Annotated in this window: 19 protein-coding genes; 8 read left to right on the forward strand and 11 right to left on the reverse strand. The window is 65.3% G+C overall.

The features are described 5' to 3' along the window. Positions 1-129: 129 nt before the first annotated feature. Complete coding sequence (locus tag ISP20_RS09485) at positions 130-567, reverse strand: universal stress protein (protein ID WP_204635779.1); 438 nt, start codon at positions 565-567, stop codon at positions 130-132. Positions 568-755: 188 nt separating this feature from the next. On the opposite strand from ISP20_RS09485, the gene ISP20_RS09490 reads away from it, so the two are divergent. Next, positions 756-1,190 (forward strand): universal stress protein, encoded by a 435-nt coding sequence (locus ISP20_RS09490; protein WP_204635780.1) that lies wholly within the window; start codon positions 756-758, stop codon positions 1,188-1,190. A gap of 159 nt (positions 1,191-1,349) precedes the next feature. Here the strand turns inward: ISP20_RS09490 and ISP20_RS09495 are convergent, their stop codons facing one another. Then, positions 1,350-1,577, reverse strand: coding sequence for a hypothetical protein (locus ISP20_RS09495; protein ID WP_204635781.1), 228 nt, complete (start codon positions 1,575-1,577; stop codon positions 1,350-1,352). A gap of 119 nt (positions 1,578-1,696) precedes the next feature. Here ISP20_RS09495 and ISP20_RS09500 point away from each other — a divergent pair, with 119 nt between their 5' ends. Then, complete coding sequence (locus ISP20_RS09500; protein ID WP_204635782.1) at positions 1,697-1,924, forward strand: hypothetical protein; 228 nt, start codon at positions 1,697-1,699, stop codon at positions 1,922-1,924. A 3-nt stretch (positions 1,925-1,927) separates the two neighbouring features. Here ISP20_RS09500 and ISP20_RS09505 read toward each other — a convergent pair whose 3' ends face one another. The 6 genes from ISP20_RS09505 to ISP20_RS09530 form a co-directional block, all read right to left on the reverse strand. Beyond that, entirely contained in the window at positions 1,928-2,929 is a 1,002-nt protein-coding gene (locus ISP20_RS09505; protein WP_204635783.1) for an NAD(P)H-quinone oxidoreductase, read from the reverse strand. 22 nt (positions 2,930-2,951) lie between these two features. Beyond that, positions 2,952-3,941 (reverse strand): MBL fold metallo-hydrolase, encoded by a 990-nt coding sequence (locus ISP20_RS09510; RefSeq protein ID WP_204635784.1) that lies wholly within the window; start codon positions 3,939-3,941, stop codon positions 2,952-2,954. Between the two features lie 109 nt (positions 3,942-4,050). Continuing rightward, positions 4,051-5,295: a histidine-type phosphatase gene (locus tag ISP20_RS09515; protein ID WP_204635785.1), complete on the reverse strand. Its 1,245-nt coding sequence runs from the start codon at positions 5,293-5,295 to the stop codon at positions 4,051-4,053. Positions 5,296-5,309: 14 nt separating this feature from the next. Beyond that, positions 5,310-7,805 (reverse strand): TonB-dependent receptor, encoded by a 2,496-nt coding sequence (locus tag ISP20_RS09520; protein ID WP_204635786.1) that lies wholly within the window; start codon positions 7,803-7,805, stop codon positions 5,310-5,312. A 107-nt stretch (positions 7,806-7,912) separates the two neighbouring features. Next, complete coding sequence (locus tag ISP20_RS09525) at positions 7,913-9,028, reverse strand: FecR family protein (RefSeq protein ID WP_204635787.1); 1,116 nt, start codon at positions 9,026-9,028, stop codon at positions 7,913-7,915. Then, positions 9,021-9,539 carry an RNA polymerase sigma factor gene (locus ISP20_RS09530; RefSeq protein ID WP_338030982.1) on the reverse strand — a complete coding sequence of 173 codons (519 nt, stop codon included), beginning with the start codon at positions 9,537-9,539 and terminating at the stop codon, positions 9,021-9,023. Before ISP20_RS09530 ends, ISP20_RS09525 begins: the two co-directional genes overlap by 8 nt. Before the next feature lie 286 nt (positions 9,540-9,825). Here ISP20_RS09530 and ISP20_RS09535 point away from each other — a divergent pair, with 286 nt between their 5' ends. Continuing rightward, complete coding sequence (locus ISP20_RS09535) at positions 9,826-10,542, forward strand: hypothetical protein (RefSeq protein ID WP_204635788.1); 717 nt, start codon at positions 9,826-9,828, stop codon at positions 10,540-10,542. 29 nt (positions 10,543-10,571) lie between these two features. Here the strand turns inward: ISP20_RS09535 and ISP20_RS09540 are convergent, their stop codons facing one another. Together ISP20_RS09540 and ISP20_RS09545 are read right to left on the reverse strand one after the other, a co-directional pair. Next, positions 10,572-12,161, reverse strand: a complete 1,590-nt coding sequence (locus ISP20_RS09540) for an MASE1 domain-containing protein (RefSeq protein WP_204635789.1) — start codon at positions 12,159-12,161, stop codon at positions 10,572-10,574. 407 nt (positions 12,162-12,568) lie between these two features. After that, positions 12,569-12,976, reverse strand: a complete 408-nt coding sequence (locus ISP20_RS09545) for an OsmC family protein (RefSeq protein ID WP_204635934.1) — start codon at positions 12,974-12,976, stop codon at positions 12,569-12,571. Between the two features lie 307 nt (positions 12,977-13,283). Here ISP20_RS09545 and ISP20_RS09550 point away from each other — a divergent pair, with 307 nt between their 5' ends. The 4 genes from ISP20_RS09550 to pgm all read left to right on the forward strand — a co-directional run bounded on the left by ISP20_RS09550 (position 13,284) and on the right by pgm (position 17,404). Beyond that, complete coding sequence (locus ISP20_RS09550; protein ID WP_204635790.1) at positions 13,284-14,783, forward strand: efflux transporter outer membrane subunit; 1,500 nt, start codon at positions 13,284-13,286, stop codon at positions 14,781-14,783. Continuing rightward, the gene (locus tag ISP20_RS09555; protein WP_204635791.1) at positions 14,783-15,202 is read left to right on the forward strand and encodes a GNAT family N-acetyltransferase; all 420 of its coding nucleotides are present in this window, start codon (positions 14,783-14,785) and stop codon (positions 15,200-15,202) included. Before ISP20_RS09550 ends, ISP20_RS09555 begins: the two co-directional genes overlap by 1 nt. Before the next feature lie 101 nt (positions 15,203-15,303). Further along, positions 15,304-15,570: a DksA/TraR family C4-type zinc finger protein gene (locus ISP20_RS09560; RefSeq protein WP_204635792.1), complete on the forward strand. Its 267-nt coding sequence runs from the start codon at positions 15,304-15,306 to the stop codon at positions 15,568-15,570. A 184-nt stretch (positions 15,571-15,754) separates the two neighbouring features. Then, a complete protein-coding gene (gene pgm, locus ISP20_RS09565) occupies positions 15,755-17,404 on the forward strand; it encodes a phosphoglucomutase (alpha-D-glucose-1,6-bisphosphate-dependent) (RefSeq protein ID WP_204635793.1) in 1,650 nt (549 codons plus the stop codon). 46 nt (positions 17,405-17,450) lie between these two features. Here pgm and ISP20_RS09570 read toward each other — a convergent pair whose 3' ends face one another. After that, positions 17,451-18,476 carry an aldo/keto reductase gene (locus ISP20_RS09570; protein WP_204635794.1) on the reverse strand — a complete coding sequence of 342 codons (1,026 nt, stop codon included), beginning with the start codon at positions 18,474-18,476 and terminating at the stop codon, positions 17,451-17,453. Positions 18,477-18,958: 482 nt separating this feature from the next. Here ISP20_RS09570 and ISP20_RS09575 point away from each other — a divergent pair, with 482 nt between their 5' ends. Then, the gene (locus tag ISP20_RS09575; protein ID WP_275586780.1) at positions 18,959-21,376 is read left to right on the forward strand and encodes a GH92 family glycosyl hydrolase; all 2,418 of its coding nucleotides are present in this window, start codon (positions 18,959-18,961) and stop codon (positions 21,374-21,376) included. The last annotated feature ends 15 nt before the right edge of the window (positions 21,377-21,391 follow it).

A 21,391-nucleotide genomic window follows, 5' to 3' on the forward strand; every position in this document is an offset into this window, starting at 1 on the left:
TGTAGCAAGGCCCTTCCGCAGCGGGTGTTTGTGGGGGATGTGAAGTTGAGGCTTTGAGGGGTGTTGAGGCGTTTGTCGCGCACAGGGTGCGCTCCCACAGGTGTCTTTGAATGTGGGAGCGCGTCCGTTTTAGTGGCAGACCAGGACGGGGACGTCGGCGCGGAGCAGGACTTTGTGGGTTTCGCTGCCGAGCAGCAGGCGGGTCATGCCGCGCCATCCGTTGGAGCCCATCACGATGAGATCGGCGTGCTTGTCCTTGCAGGTGCGCACGATGGTGTCGTAGGGCTCGTCGCCGAATTCGGCCACGCCTTCGAACGGTATGCCTGCGGCGTCGGCCAGTGCCTTGACCTGGTCGAGATAGCGCTGGGCGTTGTTCTTGGCTTCCTCGTTATAGGCGAACTCGGTGGCGGCCAGGATGGCGCCCATGTACGAGATGGTCTGGAACGGTGAAATCACGTGCAGGGCGGTGACGGTGCCCTGGGTCAGCCTGGCCTGTTCGATGCCCACCTGGGCGGCGCGCAGCGACAGTTCGGATCCGTCGACGGGGATGAGGATGTGTTTGAACATGGCTTCCTCGCAGTAGCCGCGCAGGCGGCGGAAGAGAGATGGGCAAGCCAAGCATAGGCCGATGCCGGGGGGCGCAGCAGGCTGGCGTCAATCCGCCGCACGGTGGATGCCTGCGCCCCGGTTTTCCTGCACGCCACCGGCACGCCACAGGACTAGACTGGTGGCAGGAATCCAAAGGAGGCCAGGCGATGTTCAAGAACATTCTTCTGCCGGTGGACGGTTCCGAGCGTGCGCTGAAGGCGGTGGAGGTCGGCATTGCGCTGGCGGCCAAGCTGGAAGCAAAAGTGTTTGCCGTGCATGTGATGCCGCCGCTGTCCACGGTGTCTTTCATGTCGGAGCTGCTGCAGCACAGCGCCTGCCACAGCGAGGTCGCCAAGGCGACTGCGCAGGCCTATCTCGATGAGGTGGTCAAACGCGCCAACGCAGTGAACGTGCCCTGCGAAACGGAATACGTGTTCGACCTGCGGCCCTATGCGGCGATCGTGGGCGCTTCGGCGAAACACCATTGCGATCTGATCGTCATGCGAGCGCGGGGATCCGAAGGACTGGAGCGTGTGCTGCTGGGTAGCGTGCCGCACAAGGTGATGGGGTGCTGCAATACGCCGGTGCTGATCTGCAATTGAATGGCTCGTCATCCCGGCGCAGGCCGGGATCCAGTGGCGGCAACGTTCGGTTGTCGCGTAAACCGCCATTGGGTTTCTGCGCAGAAACCGTTCGCACCGCTACTGGATCCCGGCCTGCGCCGGGATGACGAGTGGGAGGACACGACGACGCCTGTCGGATCAGATCTGGTCGGCCGGCGGCACCAGGTGATGTTTGACCTGGATGGCATCCAGGCAGTCGCAGACCCAGCTGCGCTGGTCGGGTGGGGTGCGGTCCTGGATGGCCTGGGCCATGCTCATGAAACTGCTCCAGAACTCGCCTGGAACAGATTTGTTACGCACCAGGCGAGGCACCGATTCGTCCAGTGCGTCGAGCATCTGCTCGAGTTGGGCGCGAGAAATGGCCATGCCGCGAGGGTACGCCCGAGGCCCGTCAAGAGGGCGCAAAAGTCTTATCCAAAGTGTCACGACGCGTTAACGGCGTCGGAGGCAACGTTGACTTCCCATCGGGATATGGCGGTGCCTTTATGGAATGGGATCGCGACAACGACCTGCTATCCCGCGCCTGCGACGAACTGATCGAGCAGAACGCGTTGCTCCAGCAGGAGATCGAGCTGCTGCGCGCGCAGTTGCGTCGGCATCCGACGGGCGAACTGCAGATCCGCGAAGCCCGTCGCCAGATGGACGACTGGCTGGAAACCGCGCACGGCCATACGCCGCTACCGTCGGCGCACGAGGCCGTGGCAGCCTACTAGGCGCTACACCTCCAGCACGATCTTGCCGATGTGCTGGCTGCTCTCCATTTCGCGGTGGGCGTCCGCGGCGCGAGCAAGCGGGTAGGTGGCGTGGATCATCGGCAGGCAGCGGCCTTGCGCCAGCACCGGCCACACGTGTTCCCTCAACGAGGCGGCAATGGCCGCCTTTTCTTGCGTGGAGCGCGGCCGCATGGCCGAGCCGGTGACGGTGGCGCGCTTGGCCATGATGGTTTGCAGGTTCACGCGCTCGGCCACGGCGCCGCCAAGAAAACCGATCAGCAGCAGGCGGCCGTCGCGTGCCAGCGTGGCGAGGTTGTCGGCGAAATAGGCGGCGCCCATGATGTCCAGGATCACATCCGCGCCGCGTCCTTCGGTGCGTGCCAGCACCACTTCCACGAACGATTCCTGCCGGTAGTTGATCGGCTCGGCGCCGAGTTCGCGGATCGCCTCGCATTTTTCCGTGCCGCCGGCCGTGGCGAAGGCGCGCACGCCCAACTCGCGGCACAGCATGAGCGCGGTGGTGCCGATGCCGCTGGTACCGCCGTGAATCAAGGCCACTTCGCCGCGGCGCGCACGTCCCATCAGAAACAGATTGGCCCACACGGTGAAGAACGTTTCCGGAATGGCGGCAGCCTGCGCCATCGATACGCCGCGCGGTATCTGCAACACCTGTCCCTCGGGCACCACGCAGTACTGGGCGTAACCGCCGCCGTTGGTGAGCGCGCAAACGTCATCGCCCACCGCGTGCGTAGTGACGCCCTCGCCGATGGCGGCCACGGTGCCGGCCACTTCGAGTCCGGGCGTGGGATTGGCGCCGGGCGGAATCGGATAGTGGCCTTCGCGCTGCAGCACATCGGGGCGATTGACGCCGGCCGCACGTACATGAATCAGCACCTCGCCGGCGTTCGGCGTGGGCAGCGCGACATGGCGCGGTTTCAGCACATCCGCGGGGCCGGGTGCGGTGATCTGGATTTCCAGCATCGTTGCGGGGAGCGAAGGACGCATGATGCGCTCCGGGAAAGGATGTTCAGGGGTGGCCGGCGTGGGCGTGACGCCGACGTTTGAACCACCAGCGTAAGGAGAGCGCGATGACGATTAAGAGAAGAATTCCCGCCGCGCTGATCACCTGCAGCATGCGCGCCTGGCTGTACATGACGAAGCGGCCGGACTGGCTGTAGAAACCATTGAAGCCGGCCAGCACCTGCGGCAGTTGCGCCAGATCGTCCTTGCCCAGCGGCAGCGGCGCTTCGTCCGGATGCCAGTTCGATCCCTGCGGCTCCACCTGGCCGCGTTTGTTCAGCTCGATGTGTCCGCCCAGTACATACGTCACCGGCCGGTCGCGCAGGAAGTCGTTGATGCGCACGGCGCTGGCACGGTCGGCGGCGGTGTCATCGATGATCAGGCGGCCGGGCAGGAAGAAATCGCCGGTGAAGGCGAGACCGCTGTTGCCGTCGTAGAAGGAGACGTGCGACGGGTAATGGCCCGGCGTCGGAATCACGTCGACCGTGCGGCCGCCCAGATCGATATGCGCGATGTCCTCGGGCCACTGGCGGAAACCGAAGCCGTCGATCACGTGCGCCAGGTCGGTGCCGAGGATGGTGACGTTCGGCGCGGCGGCGAACTGGGTGTCGCCGGAGCGGTGATCGAGATGTCCATGCGTGTGAACAATAAGCAGCGGAAGCCGTTGACCGTTCACCACCGGAAGCAATCCGAGCACCGTCGATGCCAGCGGCATCTGGGTGGCGTCCGCGACGTCGCCCGTATCGATGAGCAGGGCGCGGGACGAGCCGATCAGCAGGTAGATGAACGGGCCTTCGTAGGTCTGGCAAAGGCTTTCGCGCAGGATATAGGTGCTTTGGTTGTATCGATGCACCTGCAGCCGCCGCTGCGGATGGGCCTGGCAATCGGTGGAACCGGCGTCCCACTGGACGTTCATGTTGCCTGGCACGGGTTGAGCCAGGGCAGGTGCCATCCACAGTCCAACCACGCACCACAGCACGATCGACACGACTTTCATGCTTGCCTCGACGGATCGGGGCGCGACCGGTGCGGCGCGCATACCGTCGCTCTGATGCGGGTCGATGCGCGATGGTTTAGGCCGCCGACTCGCGGCGGCGGCCTTCCGTTCAGGGTCGGTTGAGCGGCATCGCGGGGATGGCCGGGTCGATCGATCCACGGTCCAGTCGACCATCCAGCCAGCTGGCGACCGTGGCGAGCGGGCAGCTGTCCTGGCCGTGGCAGGGCGCCAACGGCAGGGTATGACGCACCAGCGCGGCGTCCTTGCTGAAATCAGCCTGGCGCAACGCCGCCAGCGTGGGCATCCAACTGGATACGCGCACGGCGTAGCCGTCCTTGCGCTTGAGCAGGTCGAACACCAGGGCGCCGCCGGGCGGGTAGTCGTCGGGCTGGCGTGCGTCGTGCCAGTCGAGGTCGAACACGCCGGCCAGGTTGGCGAGGTTGGTGTCGTGTCCCACCAGCAGCACGGTACGCGTCTTCGCGGTCGCCAGCGGGGCTACCGCACTCGTGACGCCCGCCGATTGCTGCAGCGTGGCCATGATGTGCGCGACCAGGTTGGACGACGCCTTGGCCCCAGCCGGCATGCTCTTCTTGGACAGTGCGAACTGCAGGTTGTGCAGCGTGATGATGCGTCCGATGGTGGCCGCATCGCCCTTGCCCCAGGCCACCTGCGCCGGGGGAAACGCCTGCGCGTATTCCAGCATCAGGTTCTCGCTGAGGCTGCCTGCGCTCTTGAGCGCTTTCGCGTGCGCGGCGTCATCGTCGTGCGCAGGATCGAGCAACAGCTTGCGGCCTTGCTTGCTTGCGTCCTGCAGGCAGGCATCGCCGCTGCAACCCAACAGCAACGACTGCAACTCGGCCAGCGCGGAGGGCGGCCAATTCGGCGGCGTGACCGCTGCATCCTCGTCCTTGGCGTCGGACTTGTCGGCAAAGTGAAACAGGTTGTTGTTCTGCTTCGCTTCCAAGGCTACATAGCCCGCCTCGCACGAGGGCTGCAGACCCTTGACCAACGCGGCGCCACTGGCGCGGTTGCGCGGCGTGCTGTCGGCAATCACCAGCCAGGGATCGTCGCACTGGCCGTGCCCGAGACCATCGGCCACCAGCATGCGCTGGATGCGCTGGCCCAGCGCCGTGATGCCCTGCGCGCCGTGCTCGGTGAGCACGCCGGGCGCGACGGGCCAGTGGGTCCACGGACGATTGGCGTAGGGCGCGAGTTCATCGGGCGAACTGGTGGGCGAGCGCACGCCGTGGCGGAGCACGATCACGCGCGCCGCTACCTCCTCGCTCTGCGCCAGCACCGGCCACGCGGCCAGCGTGGCAGCGAACAGGCACGCACGCAGCAGCGTGTGTTTCATGTGCATCGCGCGCCTCACAGCTTCACCGACAGGTCGAGGAAGATACCGCGTCCCGGCAAGCCGAAGAACAACGGCGCACCGCTGACGGCCTGGGTGCCCGCATAAGCGGTGATCTTGTGCACGTTGAACAGGTTGTTGACGTCCACGCTCACCGAGTAGCCCTTGGCGCCCCACGGACCGGATGCCGCGCGATAGCCGAAGGCGGCGTCGGTGGTGAAGTAACCGCCGATGCGCTGGCCGTTCTGGAACACCGTGTTGCCGTTGTCGTCGGTCACGTTGTCCAGGCCGTACTGCTCGCCGGCGAACTTGCCCATCAGCGAACCGAAGTAACCCAGCGGGCTGCTGTAGAGCAGGCCGAGCGCGGCGGTGACTTTCGGCGTCGCGGCCACCTGCACGTCGGTGTTCTTGTAGTTGGCCTTGTTGTAGCTGGCATTGCCGTACAGGCTCAGCGTCTGCGTGAGCGCGTAGGTGGCTTCCGCTTCCGCACCCTTGTAGATGGCGCCGCCGGCATTGATGTAGGTGCTCTCGTTGCCGTTGGCGGTGGCCACTTCGGTGGTGGCGAGATAGTTGGAGAAGTCGATGTAGTAGACGTCGGCGCCGAAGGTGAATTCACGCGTGGCGAACGCCGTGCCGAGCTGATAGTTGGTGGTCTGCTCCGGCTTCAGGCTCTTGGAGCCATTCACTTCGATCACGTCGATCGGTGGCGCGAGGAAACCCTTGGCGACTTGTGCATACGCGCTCCACTCGTCGCTGATCTTTTCGTGCGCGCTCAGCGAAGGCAGGGTGGAGTGATAGGTCGCCTCGGCGTACGAGGGCACCGGCGGCGAGACCTTGTTGAGCGGCGCATCGAGCTGGCGCGTCACTTCCGAATAGCGCACGCCGGGGCTCAGCGTGAAGCGGTCAGTGATGTTCCAGTCGTACTGCAGGTAGGGCTGCACGGTGTCGGTGCGGTCGTCCAGCACGTAGTTGTAGAGCGGGCCGTACTTGGTGCCGCTGGGCTGGCCGGTGGTTTCGTCGATCGGGTACTGGTAGCGCGCGTCCAGGCTGCGTTCCAGCCACACGCCGGTCTGCAATGAACCGGGGCCGAGGTCGCGCGCCAGGCGCAGCACGTCGCCGAAGGCGTGGAAGCCCGAGTCGGACAGCTTGCCCGGCACGTCGTCCGCCACCTTGTTCAACTTCTTGCCCTTGGCGTCGTAGAACGTCACGCCGTTGTCAGCCGGATCGTTGTCGCTGGCATCGCTGGTCTTGCGCGCCCAGTGGTCGAAGGTGTTGAGGTAGACCTTGTTGTCCACGTCCCAGTCGCCGAGGCGGCTGGTGATGCCGACATAGGTGAAGCTGGAGTAGTACGCCGCGTTGTTGTAGCCCTGGTAGGACTGCAGCGTGGGATCGTTGGTGAGGCCGTAGCGCCAGCCGAACTCGGCGATCTCGTCCTTGGTCGCGCCCTGCACGGTGTTCTGGTGTTCGCGGTTGTAGCTGGTCACGAAGGTCAGCAGCGTATCGGCGCCGAGTTCGGTGATCGTCTTGACGAAGATGTGCTCGCGCTTGTCGTCGGTGCCCTTCAGATACGTATCGCTGGATTCCTTCGACACGTCCGCGAACAACTTGGTGTGCTCACCCAGCTGCTCGTCCGCACTCACGCCGCCGGCGCGCGTGTTCCAGCTGCCGATGGTGAGGTAAGGCGTGATGCCGGGCACGTCGCTCGGATCGCGCGAGCGCAGGCCCACGGTGCCGCCGAAGGTGGCGTTGCCGATGGTCGAGCCGCCGCCCGGGCCGCGGTCGATTTCCGCCTGGCCAAGCACGTGGTTGTTGAAGTAGGCCGAGGTGGTGTGGTGCAGGTCGCTGGCGTCGCCGAACGGGATGCCGTCGAAGGTGATGTTGAACTGGCCGTCCTGGAAGCCGCGGATGCTGATGCCTTCGTTCTTGCCCAGGCCCGGACCTTCCGGCGAGGTCACGGTCACGCTGGGCGCGTACTTGATGATGTCGTCGAAGTTGGCGTTGAAGCGCAGGCCGTCGCGGATGAAGCGCTCGTCGATCACCGAGGTCGGCTGCGTGGCATCCAACGGCGCTGCGCTGGGCGCGAGCGTATCCACCGCGTTGGCGTGCACGCTGATCGGCGCCAGCTCGCGCGTGCCATCGTTGCTGTTGATCGGCGCCAGGCCGCGCGACGCATCAGCGTCCGCGGCTATGGCCTTTCCCTCGTTGGGGTCTCGCACGATGGTGACCGTGCTCGGCGTGACGAAGCGATAGCCCAGTCCCGTGCCCTTGAGCAGTTGCGTCAGCTGCTGCTTCGGCTCGAGGCCGGCGGCAGCGCCGCTGCTGCGCAGGTGATCGGCAAGCTCGGGGCTGTAGACCACCTGCAGGCCGGTGCTGCGCGAGAACTGGTCCAGCGCCTGGTTGAGCGGCATGGCAGCGATGGCGGGCGTGGTGGCGGTGGCCGGTGCCGCGAATGCGTGAGCGGGAAGCGTACTGCCGAGTAGCAGCGCGATCTGGAGAGCAAGCAGTTTCCGCATGAGTCGTCTGACCTTCGATGGAGTGACATGGGGCGGCAAGCGTTTCATCGGTTGCCGCGGCATGACTCACTACGAGTGTCGAGCGGATGCATTGGGTACCGCTTTCTTCATGAATTTTTTCTTACAGCCCGCGCGTGCGGCAGCGTGGTGACGGCACGCACCACGCGCACGTCGTCCACGCCACGGATCACTTGCACATCGGGCAACGTGACCAGATAGGCCACGAACGAATCCATGTCGCGTGCGTGGAATCGCCCGGAAATCAGCGTGGCGCCGATGCGAGCGTCTTCGATCACCAGCGGCCGGCTGTTGTACGCATTGAAGCGGCGCGCCACCTCGGCGACGCTGGCGCGCTCGAAATGGATGTCCGTCGGCAACCAGTGCGTGCTGCGCGCAAGGTCGGCATGGTGATCGACCACGTCGAGCGAGCCGTCCATATGCATGGTGGCTTCCTGGCCGGCGCCGAGTTCGGTCAAGGGCGAGCGTTGTTCGGCCAACCCTTCGGGCGCCCAGGGTTTGTCTTCGCGCTGCCACACCTTCACCTTGCCGCTGACCACGGTGACGCGGCCGCCGTCGTCGGAGCGGTGGGCATCGAACACGGTGCCGATGTCCTGCAGGTCGTTGGCGCCCAGGCGGACCCGCAAGGGACGCGCAGGATCGTGCGCCACGTCGAACAGTGCCCCGCCACGCAGCACGTCGATGCGGCGCGCGGTGGCGCTGAAGCTCACGGCCACCACGCTGTCGCGATCGAGTTGCAGCTCGGTGCCGTCGGCCAGCGTGGCGCTGCGCACGGCGTCGCTGCCGGCGGCATAGCTTTCCCATGCCTGCGGCGCCGCTCGCAGCCAGGCCGCGCCACCCGCGCCCAGCAACAACACGAAGGCTGCCGCCTGCGCCATCCATCCGAGGCGGCGCGGCCGTGCCGGTGCGGCTTCGGGCGTGCGCGGCACCGGCAGCGAAACGACCGACGCATCGTCGGCAGCCAGCTCGCACAGGGCTTGTTCGTTCAAGGGATCGAGCGCGCTCGCTGCACCTAGGTCGCCATGCAGATGGGCCATGGCCAGGTATTCGCTCACGTGCAGCGGCGATTCGCGCAGCCACGCCATGAACTGTTCCTGCTGCACCTCGTCGAGGCCATCCTGCTGATCCAGATACCAGCTGGCGGCTTCCTCGGTGGCGCGGCGCTGACGCTCGGCCGCTTCGCGGTGGCGGGCGAAATCACTCATAGCGCGCCATCCCAATGCGGCAGACGGCCAGCGCCTTGACGAGGTATTTCTTTACCATGTGGGTGGATATGTTCAGTCGCTCGCCAATGTCGCGGTAGCCCAGTTCGTCGCGGTAATGCAGCACCAGCGCGGCGCGGCACTTGGGGGTGAGTCGTGCAATCACCGTGGCCAGGCGCTGGCGACGAAGATCGCGGTCTACATCGGCGGCGGCGTCGCAGGGGGTGAACAAGCGCTCGAGCACATCGTTCACTTCGTCGCCGGTGCGCGGACTGCGTTGCTTGCGCACGGCATGCTCCTTCACCAGGTTCGCCGCGACGGTGAACAGATACGCCTCGGGCTTCTCGATCGATTCGGTGCCGGAGCGATCCGTGCGCAGCAGGCGCAGATAGAGTTCCTGCACCAGATCCTGCGCGTCCCACGGGTGTGCCGTGCGCTTGAGGAAATAGCGATTGAGCGTGTCGTGCTGTTCTTCGAACAACTGCGCCAGCCCGGAAGTGGAATCGGCGGTCACGTGCACTCGCAGCGCCGTCGACGCCGTCGTCGGCAGATGAGCAAAGGGTTTGCATCGCAAGCTAGCGCGCTTTTGTGACGACTTTGTGAAAGCGATGAACAAATCGTTACCGACGCGGGAAAAACGTGGCTTGCGACGTGCTGCTGGCACTTACCGCGTGCGCGTCGAGTAGGGCAGAGTCGTCCGGCTGGCACGATGTTCGCTTCGGCGCACGCCAGTGGTGATCGGACTTGATCGATGCCATCGGGCATCTTGGAATAGGGGATCAACTATGGAGGGAAGACATATGCACCATGCTTCGAGTCGTGGGGTTCGTTCGTGGCTGTCGCTGGGCGTGCTGGCGATGTCGTTGACGTCGATGGGCGCCATGGCGGCCACGGGTCTGCCGTCGACGGGTCTGGGCCAATCGTGGCCCAACACCACCGACGTCAGCGCCAGCCCGCACTGGCACGTCTATCTGTTCCAGCGCGATGGCGTGCGTTATGTGCAGATCAACGATCTCAACGGCACGGTGCGTGCTGCGGTCGCCACGGCTGGCGGTACCTTCCTGACCCTGCCATTGGGTTCGGATGCCGCGCAGGTGGCGACGCCGAGCGAACCGCTGGCGGTCACCGGCAATACGGCGGGCGACATCGTCTACCAGGACAGCACGGTGAAGGTGCTGGTGGCACCGCAGTCGGACGGCACCACCCGGACCTACGTGGCGGCGGGCAACTGCACCGATCCGGTCGAATGCAGTTCGCGCTTCGGTACTTCGGCGGCACCGCAAGCCCTTACCGCGGCAGGCAAATGTACCGATCCGGTTGAATGCAGTTCGCGTTTCAACAGCACCGCCGCCTCGGCGACGCCGCAAGCCGTTACCGCGGCGGGCAAGTGCACCGATCCGGTGGAATGCAGCTCGCGTGATCCGATCAATGCGGCCAGTGCACCGGCAGCGCAGAAGTCGTTCACCACGCTGGGCAAGTGCACCGATCCGGTCGAATGCAGCTCACGCAACCAGTGATGCTGCGGTAACGTTCTGCCGGAGCGCTTCTACCGCGAAGCGCTCCGGTGGATCGCACTGCTGCGCAGCGAGTCGTGCAGCAGCAAGGTCACGCTGACGCTTGCGCCCATCTCGCGCAGATGCACGTCGCCGCCATAGATGTGCGTGCGATCGCGAATCGAGGAAATCCCCAGGCCGCTGGCGCCCAGCAGGGTCATTGCCTGCTTGCGGGGTTCTTCGTCCATCTCCGGGCCAGGCGCCGTCGAATAGCCAAGGGCGCGCTTTCCGGTCAGGCGCATCACTACCCAGCGCCGTCCGCGCGTGTGTCCGCCGCGCAGCTGCAGATGCATGTCCTGCATGCGTCCGCGCGACAGCACGTAGACCAGCACCTCGCAGGCAAGGCGGTACAGCGCCATATGCACGTCGGGGGCGAGCTGGCTCAATCCGCGACCGGACAATTCGCACTGGTAGCCGGCGCCGGCCTGATGGATGGCCTGTGCGAACGGGCCTTCGCGCAACGTGGCCGGCACGCCGCGCTCGCGCCAGCCGCGCGGATAGAGCGCATTGGCCAGGCGATGCATTTCATGCTGGGCGAGGGCGACCTGCTTGGAGTAGGTGCGCTCTTCGTTGCTGGGCAGCACGTGCCGAAGGCGATCGAGCAGGCGGTTGTGGTTGTCGCGGATGGTGACGCCGATGTTTTCCAGCGTATCGGCCGCCTGCCGCAGCCGCAGCTCTTCCAGATAGAGGCCTTGTTGCGCGAGCTGGAAGCCGCGCAAGGTATCCATGTGCGTGGCGTATTCGGTATGCACCTGGTGCGCGATGCGCGAGCCCAGCATGAGCAACGTGGTGATGGCGAAGGCGATCAGCGCCTGCGCCTGGATCACGCCCGGATCGCGCACCATCGACGAGGTCATGGTGACCGCGAGGCTGGCCAGCGTGCCGCCCAGCGCGGCGCCTTGCCAGCCGTGCCGCGAGGTGAGCCACACCACCGGCAGGAACATGGCGATCCGGAACACCTGCATGCTGTCGCCCTGGCTGCTGAATACCAGGCCCATCAGCACGAGTAGCGGCGTCAGCACGCCAATGAGCGTGTCCTTGACCAGGCGGCTACGCCACAACTGGATGTCGTGGTGTACAGCCGGCGCGCGCATCTGCCAGAGGTAGATGGCGATCACGGTGGGAGCAATGGCCAGCGCGCCGAGATAATTGCCGAGGAAATAGCCAAAGATGATCTGCGTGTCGATCGGCGGATAGGCTTCGCCCGGCGGCACCTGCACGGCCATCAGCACGATGGCGTCGCCGATGGCGGTCAGCACGCCGCCGGCCAGGATCACGCCCAGCAGCATGCCCATGTTGATCTGATGCGAACCGAGCAGCAGCCGTGCATGTCGCTTCGCCCAGGCGACCGCGCCCATCAACGGCAGCATCGGCGGCACGCCCGCCAGCACCGACCATCGCCAGCCGAAGTCGTCCACGCAATGCCAGGCGTGATAATCCACCGGAATCATTTCGCCGATCAGCAGTGCAGGCCAATAGCGATAGGGAAACAGCAGCAGGCAGGCGACGCGCAGGCCGGCCGGCAGATTCCAGTGCGAAACGGAGATGTCGCGGAGCAGCGCGTAGCTGAAAGCGTATGCCATGCACACAGCCACATGACGGCCCCAGGCGCGCGGCGCGAAAGCTTCCCCCATTGTGTTCTTCCCCATGGTTGCGGTGACTCCCTCCGGCTCACGTGGGACGGAGGTCATGTGGCCGGCGTGACATTCGTCGTGCGCCGCCACCCAAAATCATCCAGATCGGTCATCCAGCTCGGGTCATCAGGTCGGGCCTTGGCATTCCTGCCGCCGCCTCTCCGGGCCATTGCATTTGTCCCGAACCACCTGCGGGTCTGCGCCACTCCCCACCCTGAAACAGGCGCAACCTTGTTACACCGGCGTGGACTTTCGCATAAAAGCCGGTGACGTTCTGGTGAAGGGTATCGCATCCCCAAAAGATGCAAATACTTGCGATCCAGGTCACGAAAACTCGCGGCGAAAGGCCCCCCTTTTCAGCTACTGGCAGGCGCTGTGCCGCGGCGGCTGGTGATTTCCACGCCTTCACGCATCGCCTTGGTCACCGGTGTGTTCGCCACGATTTCCAGCAGCCGGTTCCATTGTTCGTCGGTCAGCGGCCCCGAGGCGTGCAGCGTGCGCATCACGTGCAGGCGGCCGTCGTCGTCGCGATCCAACTGCAGCTCGGCGCGAAACTCGCCCAGCTCCCATCCTTTGCGCTCGGCATACATGCGCAGGGTGATCGCGGTGCAAGCGGCGAGCGAAGCGAGGTAGTAATCGAACGGTGCCGGCGCGGCGCCCTTGCCGCCGAGCTTCAGCGGTTCATCGGTGTCGAGCTTGAAGTGCGCGGTGTCGATGTGATGCAGGTAGTGGGCATCGGTCGAAACGATGCTGGCAGAGGACACTTTGGACATGGGCAATGACTCCGGCTGTGCATGGGGAAGGGCTCATCGACGACGAGCGCAGACCTGCAGCGTAAGCGTGCGCGGCGACTGCGCCAAGCGGTCCGGCCTGTGCCATCGGTCTGGCAATTGGACAAAAGTAGGCCTCGTGCGGCGGTTATCGATGGCGCTCGGCGCTGCGCGTGCTTGCAGCGCGGCGATATAATCGGCGCACGGTGCGCACTGCCGTACGCTGATCATGATCCCTGTCGCACCGTCGCTGTGTCGGTGACCGGCGCAGCTCAGCGTTTGACTTCCGGATGATCCCGCCATGCGTTCCTTTGCTCTCACTGCCGCCATCGCCCTCAGCCTCGTGCTCGCCGGTTGCGTCACCAGTCGCGGCCTGCACACCACCGGCAGCATGACCGATCCAGGCCAGCTGAAGTCCGAGCGCAGCCTCGCCGATGTGCAGCTCAGTCCCACCGCATGGCCGGCGCAGGACTGGTGGGTGAGCTACGGCGATCCGCAGCTGAGCGCGCTGATCGAAGAAGCGCTGAAGAACAATCCCAGCCTCGATCAGGCGCAGGCACGCGCGCGCCAGGCGCAGGCGGTGGCGGACAGCGTCAATGCGGGGCGCCTGCCGCAGTCGAACTTCGATGCCGGCATCACCGGCGCGTATCTGTCGAAGAAGAATCCGATCTATCCCGAATACGCCATCGGCACGTTTGCATGGAGCAAATCGCTCACCGCCGATTTCTCCTGGGATCTGGATTTGTGGGGCGGCAAGCGTGCGGCATGGGAAGCGGCGCTCGGTCGCAGTCGCGCTGCCGAGATCGAAGCGCACGCGGCTCGCATCGAGCTGTCGGTGAACGTGGCGCGTGCTTATGTGCATCTCGGTTACGCGTTCGCCGAGAAAGATGTTGCCGATGCGGAATTCGAACGCGCCAGCCGATCGCTCGAGGTGACGCGCAAGCTGGTGAAGGGCGGTCTTGGTACGCCGCAACAGGAACACCTGTCCGATTCGCAGGTGGCCGGCGCCGAACAACAGAAGGTGGCCGCCGACCGCTCCATCGATGCGGCACGCAGCAGTTTGTCGGTGTTGCTGGGGCAGGGTCCCGATCGCGGCCTGAGCATCGAGCGTCCGCATTTGCTGGATCGCGGCCCCGCCGTGTTGCCGGAGAAGTTGCCGGTGGATCTGCTCGGCCGTCGTGCCGACCTGGTCGCGGCGCGCTGGGAAATCGAAGCGGCGGGTCTGGAGATCAAGGCCGCCAAGAAGGACTTCCTGCCGAACGTGAGTCTCACCGCCATGGCCGGATTCATCGCTGTGGGCGGCAGCACGAGCGTGCTGCAGTTGCCTGCACGCCAGTATGTCTTCGGCCCAGCCTTGAGCCTGCCGATTTTCGACGGTGGACGTCGCCGCGCCCATCTGGCCGGCGCGGACGCGCAATACGACGCGATGGTGGCGCGCTACAACGGGCTGCTGATCGGTGCCTTGAACGATGTATCCGATCAGGTCTCGGCGCTCACCTCGGTGCGCCAGCAGATCGTGCTGGAGAAGCGCTCGGTGGATGATGCGCAAAAGAGTTGGGACGATGCGATGACGGCGTATCGCGGCGGCCTCAAGGGTCCGCTGACGCCGCTCACCAGTCGCCAGCAGCTGCTCACGGCGCAACAGCGCCTGGCCTTGCTGGAAAGCCAGCAGGCCGATATTTCCATTCGCCTGATCGAAGCGTTGGGCGGCGGCTTCGATGGCGCTGCCGAGGTGGCCGAAATCAGCCAGTCCTCGAACGCTGCGCCGCAGGCATCGGCCGCCAAGGAAGGTGTGCGCTGATGGCCTATGAACTGCATGCCATCGAGGCGCCCGTCGCCGCCGACCGCGAAGCCATTGCCGCGCCGTTGCGGGCGTACAACCTCAGCCAGGTGGCGACGATCGAGATCAAGCCGCTGGTGATCGCTCTGCGCGATGCGGATGGCCACACCATCGGCGGCCTGTGGGGCGAGACCGCGCTCGACTGGTTGCACATCGACCTGCTCGCCGTGCCCGAATCGCTGCGCGGCCAGGACGTGGGCACCGCATTGATGCAGCGCGCGGAAGCCATCGCATGCGAGCGCGGTTGCGTCGGAGCGTGGCTGGACACGTTCGCGTTCCAGGCGCGCGGTTTCTACGAAAAGCTCGGCTATAGCGTGTTCGGCGAGATTCCGGACCATCCGGTGGGCAGTGCGCGCTACTTCCTGCGCAAGCGTTTCTGAGCGGGAACCCGCGCCGGACTGGAAAAACGCGTTGACAGCCCTATATTTAGCCCTGATACCTCGCCCGAGGCAGCGCGGGCGGCAGTGAGAGGGCTAGGGCCATGGCAACAGGTTGGGCCGGCGACGGCGCCGTACAGGACCAGATCGACGCGACCGTGGACGACGCGGTGAAGCGTGCGCGCAGCCGCATGCATAAAGGTCCGAGTCTCACCCATTGCGAGGAATGCGAGGCGCCGATTCCCGAAGCGCGGCGCAACGCCGTGCCGGGCGTCCGGCTGTGCGTGAAGTGCCAGGAAGCGCACGATCAGGAAGAGGCTGCTTTCAGCGGCTACAACCGCCGCGGCAGCAAGGACAGCCAGCTGCGCTGAACGGTGGCTGGCCGTTTCACCCGTTATGCACATCCACGGCGCACCGTGCCGGGCTTTTACTATTGACACGCAGCGCCGTGGCGAGGGTCAATGCTTCTTTTCGTCGAAGCAGGATGTGCCCTCGCATGACCACGCCTAACCGTTTGCACCCGCTTGCAGTGTTCATGGGTGGCGAGGTGCGCCGATGAGCCGCCTCAGTCCGCTGGCGGGTCAGTTGGTACCGGAATCCCAGCTGGTCGACGTGGGCCGTCTGCGCGATGCCTATGCCGATTTGCGTCCCGACGTGGGCACGCCCAGTCAGCGCGTGGCGTTCGGCACCTCCGGTCATCGCGGCAGCTCGTTCGAGCGCAGCTTCAACGAATGGCATGTGTTGGCGATCACCCAGGCGATTTGCGAGTACCGCGCGGAGAAGGGCATCGACGGCCCGCTGTTCATCGGCATCGATACGCATGCACTGTCGCAGCCCGCGCTGGAAAGCGCGCTCGAAGTGCTCGCCGCGAACGGCGTGGAGACCATGCTGTCCAAGGGCGGCGAATACACGCCCACGCCGGCCATCTCCCACGCCATCCTCAGCTACAACCGCGGACGCGCGCATGGACTGGCCGACGGCATCGTGGTCACTCCGTCCCACAATCCGCCCGACGGCGGTGGCTTCAAATACAACCCGCCCAATGGCGGCCCCGCCGACACCGACATCACCGGCTGGGTGCAGAAGCGCGCGAACGCGTTGATCGAAGGCGGCCTGCGCGAAGTGCGTCGCATGCCGCTGGCCGAAGCACTGCGCGCCTCGACCACGCACGAACACGATTACCTCGACGCCTATGTGTCGGACCTGGCGAACGTGATCGACTTCGACGCGATCCGTGGCAGCGGCGTGCATCTGGGCGTGGATCCGCTGGGCGGTTCGGGTGTGCATTACTGGGCGCCGATTGCCGAACGCTACGGCATCGACCTCACCGTGGTGAGCGATGCAGTCGATCACACCTTCCGTTTCATGAGCGTGGACTGGGACGGCAAGATCCGCATGGATCCTTCCTCGTCGCACGCCATGCAGCGCCTGATCGGCCTGAAGGACCACTACGACGTGGCCTTCGCCTGCGATACCGATCACGACCGCCACGGCATCGTGACGCGCAGCACCGGTCTGTTGTTGCCCAATCACTATCTGTCCGTGCTGGTGGATTACCTGTACCGCCATCGTCCGCACTGGCGCAGCGATGCGGGAGTCGGCAAGACGCTGGTGAGCACGGCGCTGATCGATCGCGTGGCCAAGCGACTGGGCCGCCGGCTCTATGAAGTGCCGGTCGGTTTCAAATGGTTCGTGGACGGTTTGTTCGATGGCTCGCTCGGCTTCGGTGGTGAAGAGAGTGCGGGTGCATCGTTCCTGCGTCGCGACGGTGGCGTGTGGAGCACCGACAAGGACGGCATCGCCGCTGCACTGATGTCCGCGGAAATCATGGCGCGCACCGACAAGGATCCGGGCGAGCTGTATCGCCAGATGACCAGCCAGCTGGGTCAACCCGTGTCCGAGCGCGTCGATGCGCCGGCCAACACCGAGCAGAAGGCGAGGCTGTCGAAGTTGTCGCCCGACCAGGTGAAAAGCACGCAGCTGGCCGGCGAGAAAATCGAAGCGGTGCTCGATCGCGCGCCCGGCAACGGCGCCTCCATCGGCGGCATCAAGGTGGCCTCGGCCAACGGCTGGTTCGCGGCGCGCCCGTCGGGTACCGAAGACATCTACAAGATCTACGCGGAGAGCTTCAAGGACGAGGCGCATCTGCAGCGTTTGCTGGAAGAAGCGCAGGCGATGGTGGACGCGGCGCTCAAGGCCGGCTGATCGAACAGGCGCGCCGATCACGGCGCGCCTGCGTTGCTTCGGGGCGTTACACCGGCAGCGGATTGCGTTCCTGGAAGCCGCGCTGGTGCCAGTACGGGTACACCGGGGCCACGTCGCTTGCTGCATCCAGCTTGGCGACCTGTTCCTTAGTGAGGTTCCAGCCCACGGCGCCGAGGTTCTGCGTGAGCTGTTCCTCGTTGCGTGCGCCGATCACCACGGTGGATACGGTCGGGCGCTGCAGCAGCCAGTTCAAGGCGACCTGCGGCACGCTCTTGCCGGTTTCCGCGGCGACTTCGTCCAGCGCATCGACCACGCGATAGAGATACTCGTCCGACATCTGCGGACCCACGTCGCCGGTCTTGTGCAGGCGGCTGGTGGCGGGCAGCGGCTGGCCGCGGCGGATCTTGCCGGTGAGGCGGCCCCAGCCCAGCGGACTCCACACCACCGCGCCCACGCCCTGGTCCAGGCCCAGCGGCATCTGTTCCCACTCGTAATCGCGGCCGATCAGTGAGTAGTACGCCTGATTGGCGATGTAACGCGAATAGCCGTAGCGGTCGGACACGGCGAGCGACTTCATCAGATGCCAGCCGGAGAAATTGGACACGCCGATGTAGCGGATCTTGCCGGCGCGCACGAGGTCGTCGAGCGTCGACAGCGTTTCCTCAACCGGCGTCAGTGCATCGAAGCCGTGCAGCTGGAACAGGTCGATGTAGTCGGTGCCCAGGCGCTTGAGCGCGGCGTCGCAGGCCTTCAGCAGATGGAAGCGCGACGAGCCGACATCGTTCGGGCCTTCGCCGGAGCGGAAGGTGGCCTTGGTGGAGATCAGCACGCGGTCGCGACGTCCCTTGATGGCTTCGCCCAGCACCGACTCGGCGGCGCCATCGGAATAGATGTCGGCGCTGTCGAACATGGTCAGGCCGGCATCGAGGCAGACGTCCACCAGCCGCTTGGCCTCGGCGACGTCCGTGTTGCCCCAGGCGCCGAAGAACTCGCCTTTGCCGCCGAACGTGCCGGTGCCGAAGCTCAGTACGGGCACCTTGAAACCGGAAGCGCCCAATTGCCGATATTCCATGGGGAAACCTCTGTGTGAGTGGGGAAGGGAAGGTTGATGTTCCAAAGTTCGAAGATACGGAACTAAGAGGGTGGAGGCAACGGATGGGGGCGCTATGGTGGGCTGGGGTGCGCGAGGTTTTTGTGTGCGGTTGGGCGCGCGTCGATAGCCGGTTGCATGTGGGGTGCCGGGAGCGTGCAGTCGCGCACAAGTGCAGCTCCCACAAGGGCTTCGGCAGCTTGGACGTCCCTCCGTGGGAGCGCACTTGTGCGCGACTGCGACACGGCCGGAAGAGGCCTCGACCATGCAAACCCATGACGAATCGGTGTCTATTGCATTGCAGCAAGCCTCTCGGCGCAAAAGCAGGTTAGAGTTGGGGAGTAGGCACAGTCGCGGTCATCCGGAAACGGGCCCATCACGTCGTGGCCTTTTTTTAGATACTGATTTTGGATCGATCTAAATTATGTGAAGACCGGCTCGACGGTCTTCGGGGAGAGCAAGGCATGGGGCAGGGCTTGTCGGTAAGGCAGGGGCTGGGGCGCGCTTGGGTGGCGGTGCTGGCATGCGGTGTTTCGATGGCGGTGGCGACGCCGTTGCTGGCGCAGGGTGCGAACGCGCCGGCCAGCGAGGTCAATCCCTTGATCGGCAGCCGCCATGGCGGCAACAGCTATCCCGGTGCGGTGCTCCCGTTCGGCATGCTGCAGTGGAGCCCCGAGAACACGCGTGGCAAGCACACCCGCACGGCCTCGCCCAGCGGTTACCTGTATGACGCTACCCGCATCCGCGGCTTTGCGCTGACCCATATCTCCGGCGCCGGCTGCGCGGGCGCGAGTGGCGATGTGCCGTTCATGCCGGTGACCATGGCGGTGAAGAATTCGCCTTCGGCCGATCTCACCGACGGCACCTACGCCAGCGACTTCTCGCACGCCAACGAACAGGCCACGGCCGGCGCGTATCGCGTGCGTCTTGCCAATGGCGTGCAGGTGGATCTGGCGGCGGCGACGCGCAGCGGCGTCGGCCGCTTCACGTTCCCCGCGGGACAGCCGGCCAATCTGCTGATTCGCGCGTCCGATTCCGAAGTGGGCAGCAGCGATGCGAACGTCAGCATCGATCGCGCCACCCATACGGTCAGCGGCTCGGTGACCAGCGGCAATTTCTGCGGCTACCTGGCCAAGGCCGATCAGCGCAGCTACTACACGCTGTATTTCGTGGCGCAGTTCGACCAGCCGTTTGCTTCCACGGGCGCCTGGCAGGACGGCAACGTGCAAGCGGACAAGACGTCCGCCAAGGGCGGCACCGGTTACGACGCGAAGGGCTTCCCCACGCCGGGCAAGGGCTCGGGCGTGTGGCTGGGCTTCGATCCGGCCAAGGGTGCGGTGCAGGTGCGCGTGGGCATTTCCTACGTGAGCCTCGACAACGCCAAGGCCAACCTCGCGGCGGAAATTCCGGCGCAGAACACCGTCGAACAAGTGAGCGCGAAGGCAAGCGCCGCCTGGAACGAGGCGCTGGGCAAGATCGCCGTCACCGGCGGCAGCGCCGATCAGCGCACCACGTTCTACACGGCGCTCTATCACTCGCTGCTGCACCCGAACGTGTTCAGCGACGTCAACGGCGAGTACCGCGGCTTCGACCAGCAGGTGCATCGCGTCGAAGGCAAGCAGCGCGTGCAGTACGCAAACTTCTCCGGCTGGGACATCTATCGCTCGCAGTTGCAGCTGCTCACCTGGCTGTATCCGGACGTGGGCAGCGACATCGCCCAGTCGCTGTTCAACCAGGCCAAGCAGAACAACGGCGAATGGGATCGCTGGACGCACAACAACGGCGGCACCCATGTGATGAGCGGCGATCCGGCCGGCCCGGCGCTGGCGGCGATCGATGCGTTCGGCGGTCACGATTTCGATCTGCATGGCGCCTACGCCTCGCTGGTGAAGGCGGCCACCGAAGTCACCGCGCATGATCTTTCCGACGACGGCTGCAACGTGGAATGCGTGGGCCAGCGCCCGTCCCTCGACCAGTGGCTCAAGCAGCACTACATCGCCACACAATCGCACTCGTGGGCAGGCGCGGCGGAAACGCTGGAAGACGTCACCGCCGATTTCGCACTGGCACAGCTGGCCGCACGCGTGGGCGATCACGCGGGCGAGCAGCAGTTCCTGACCCGCGCCGGCTACTGGCGCAACGTGTTCAATCCCAAGGCCACGCCGGAAGGCGGCTACATCCAGAACCGCAACCTCGACGGCAGCTGGCCCGCGTTCAAGCCCGATGCCGACGATGGCTTCGTGGAAGGCAGCGCCGCGGTCTATCTGTGGATGGTGCCGTTCGATGTGCGCGGCCTGTTCGAACAGATGGGCGGCATCGCCAAGGCCACCACGCGACTGGACAAGTTCTTCCACGACGACAAGGGGCAGTGGGCGCTCACCGAAGCCGGCCCGATGCATGCCGAGCTCAACAACGAACCGTCGGTGGGCACGCCGTGGCTGTATGCCTTCGTCGGCCAGCCGTCCAAGACGCAGGAAGCCGTGCGCATCGTGGTCAACACGCTGTGGAAAAACACGCCCGAAGGCATCCCCGGCAACGACGACCTGGGCGAGATGTCCTCGTGGTACGTGTGGTCGGCGCTGGGCATGTATCCGGCCATTCCGGGACGTGGCGAGCTGATCCTCGGCAGCCCGTTGTTTACCCATGCGGTGATTCATCGCACACAAGGCGACGTGGTGATTGCCGCACCATCGGCATCGGCACAGACGCCGTTCGTGCAGTCGCTTACGGTGAACGGCAAACCGCATGACAGCCCGTGGCTGCCGGCGAGCTTTGCCGAACACGGTGGCCAGTTGCAGTTCACGCTGGGCGCGCAAGCCAACAAGGCCTGGGGCAGCGATATCGCCAAGGCGCCGCCGTCGTTCTCGCCGCCGAAGTCCTAAGCGGCAACGAGCGAC

Origin of the sequence: Dyella kyungheensis, from assembly GCF_016905005.1 — a bacterium.
Taxonomy (GTDB): domain Bacteria; phylum Pseudomonadota; class Gammaproteobacteria; order Xanthomonadales; family Rhodanobacteraceae; genus Dyella; species Dyella kyungheensis.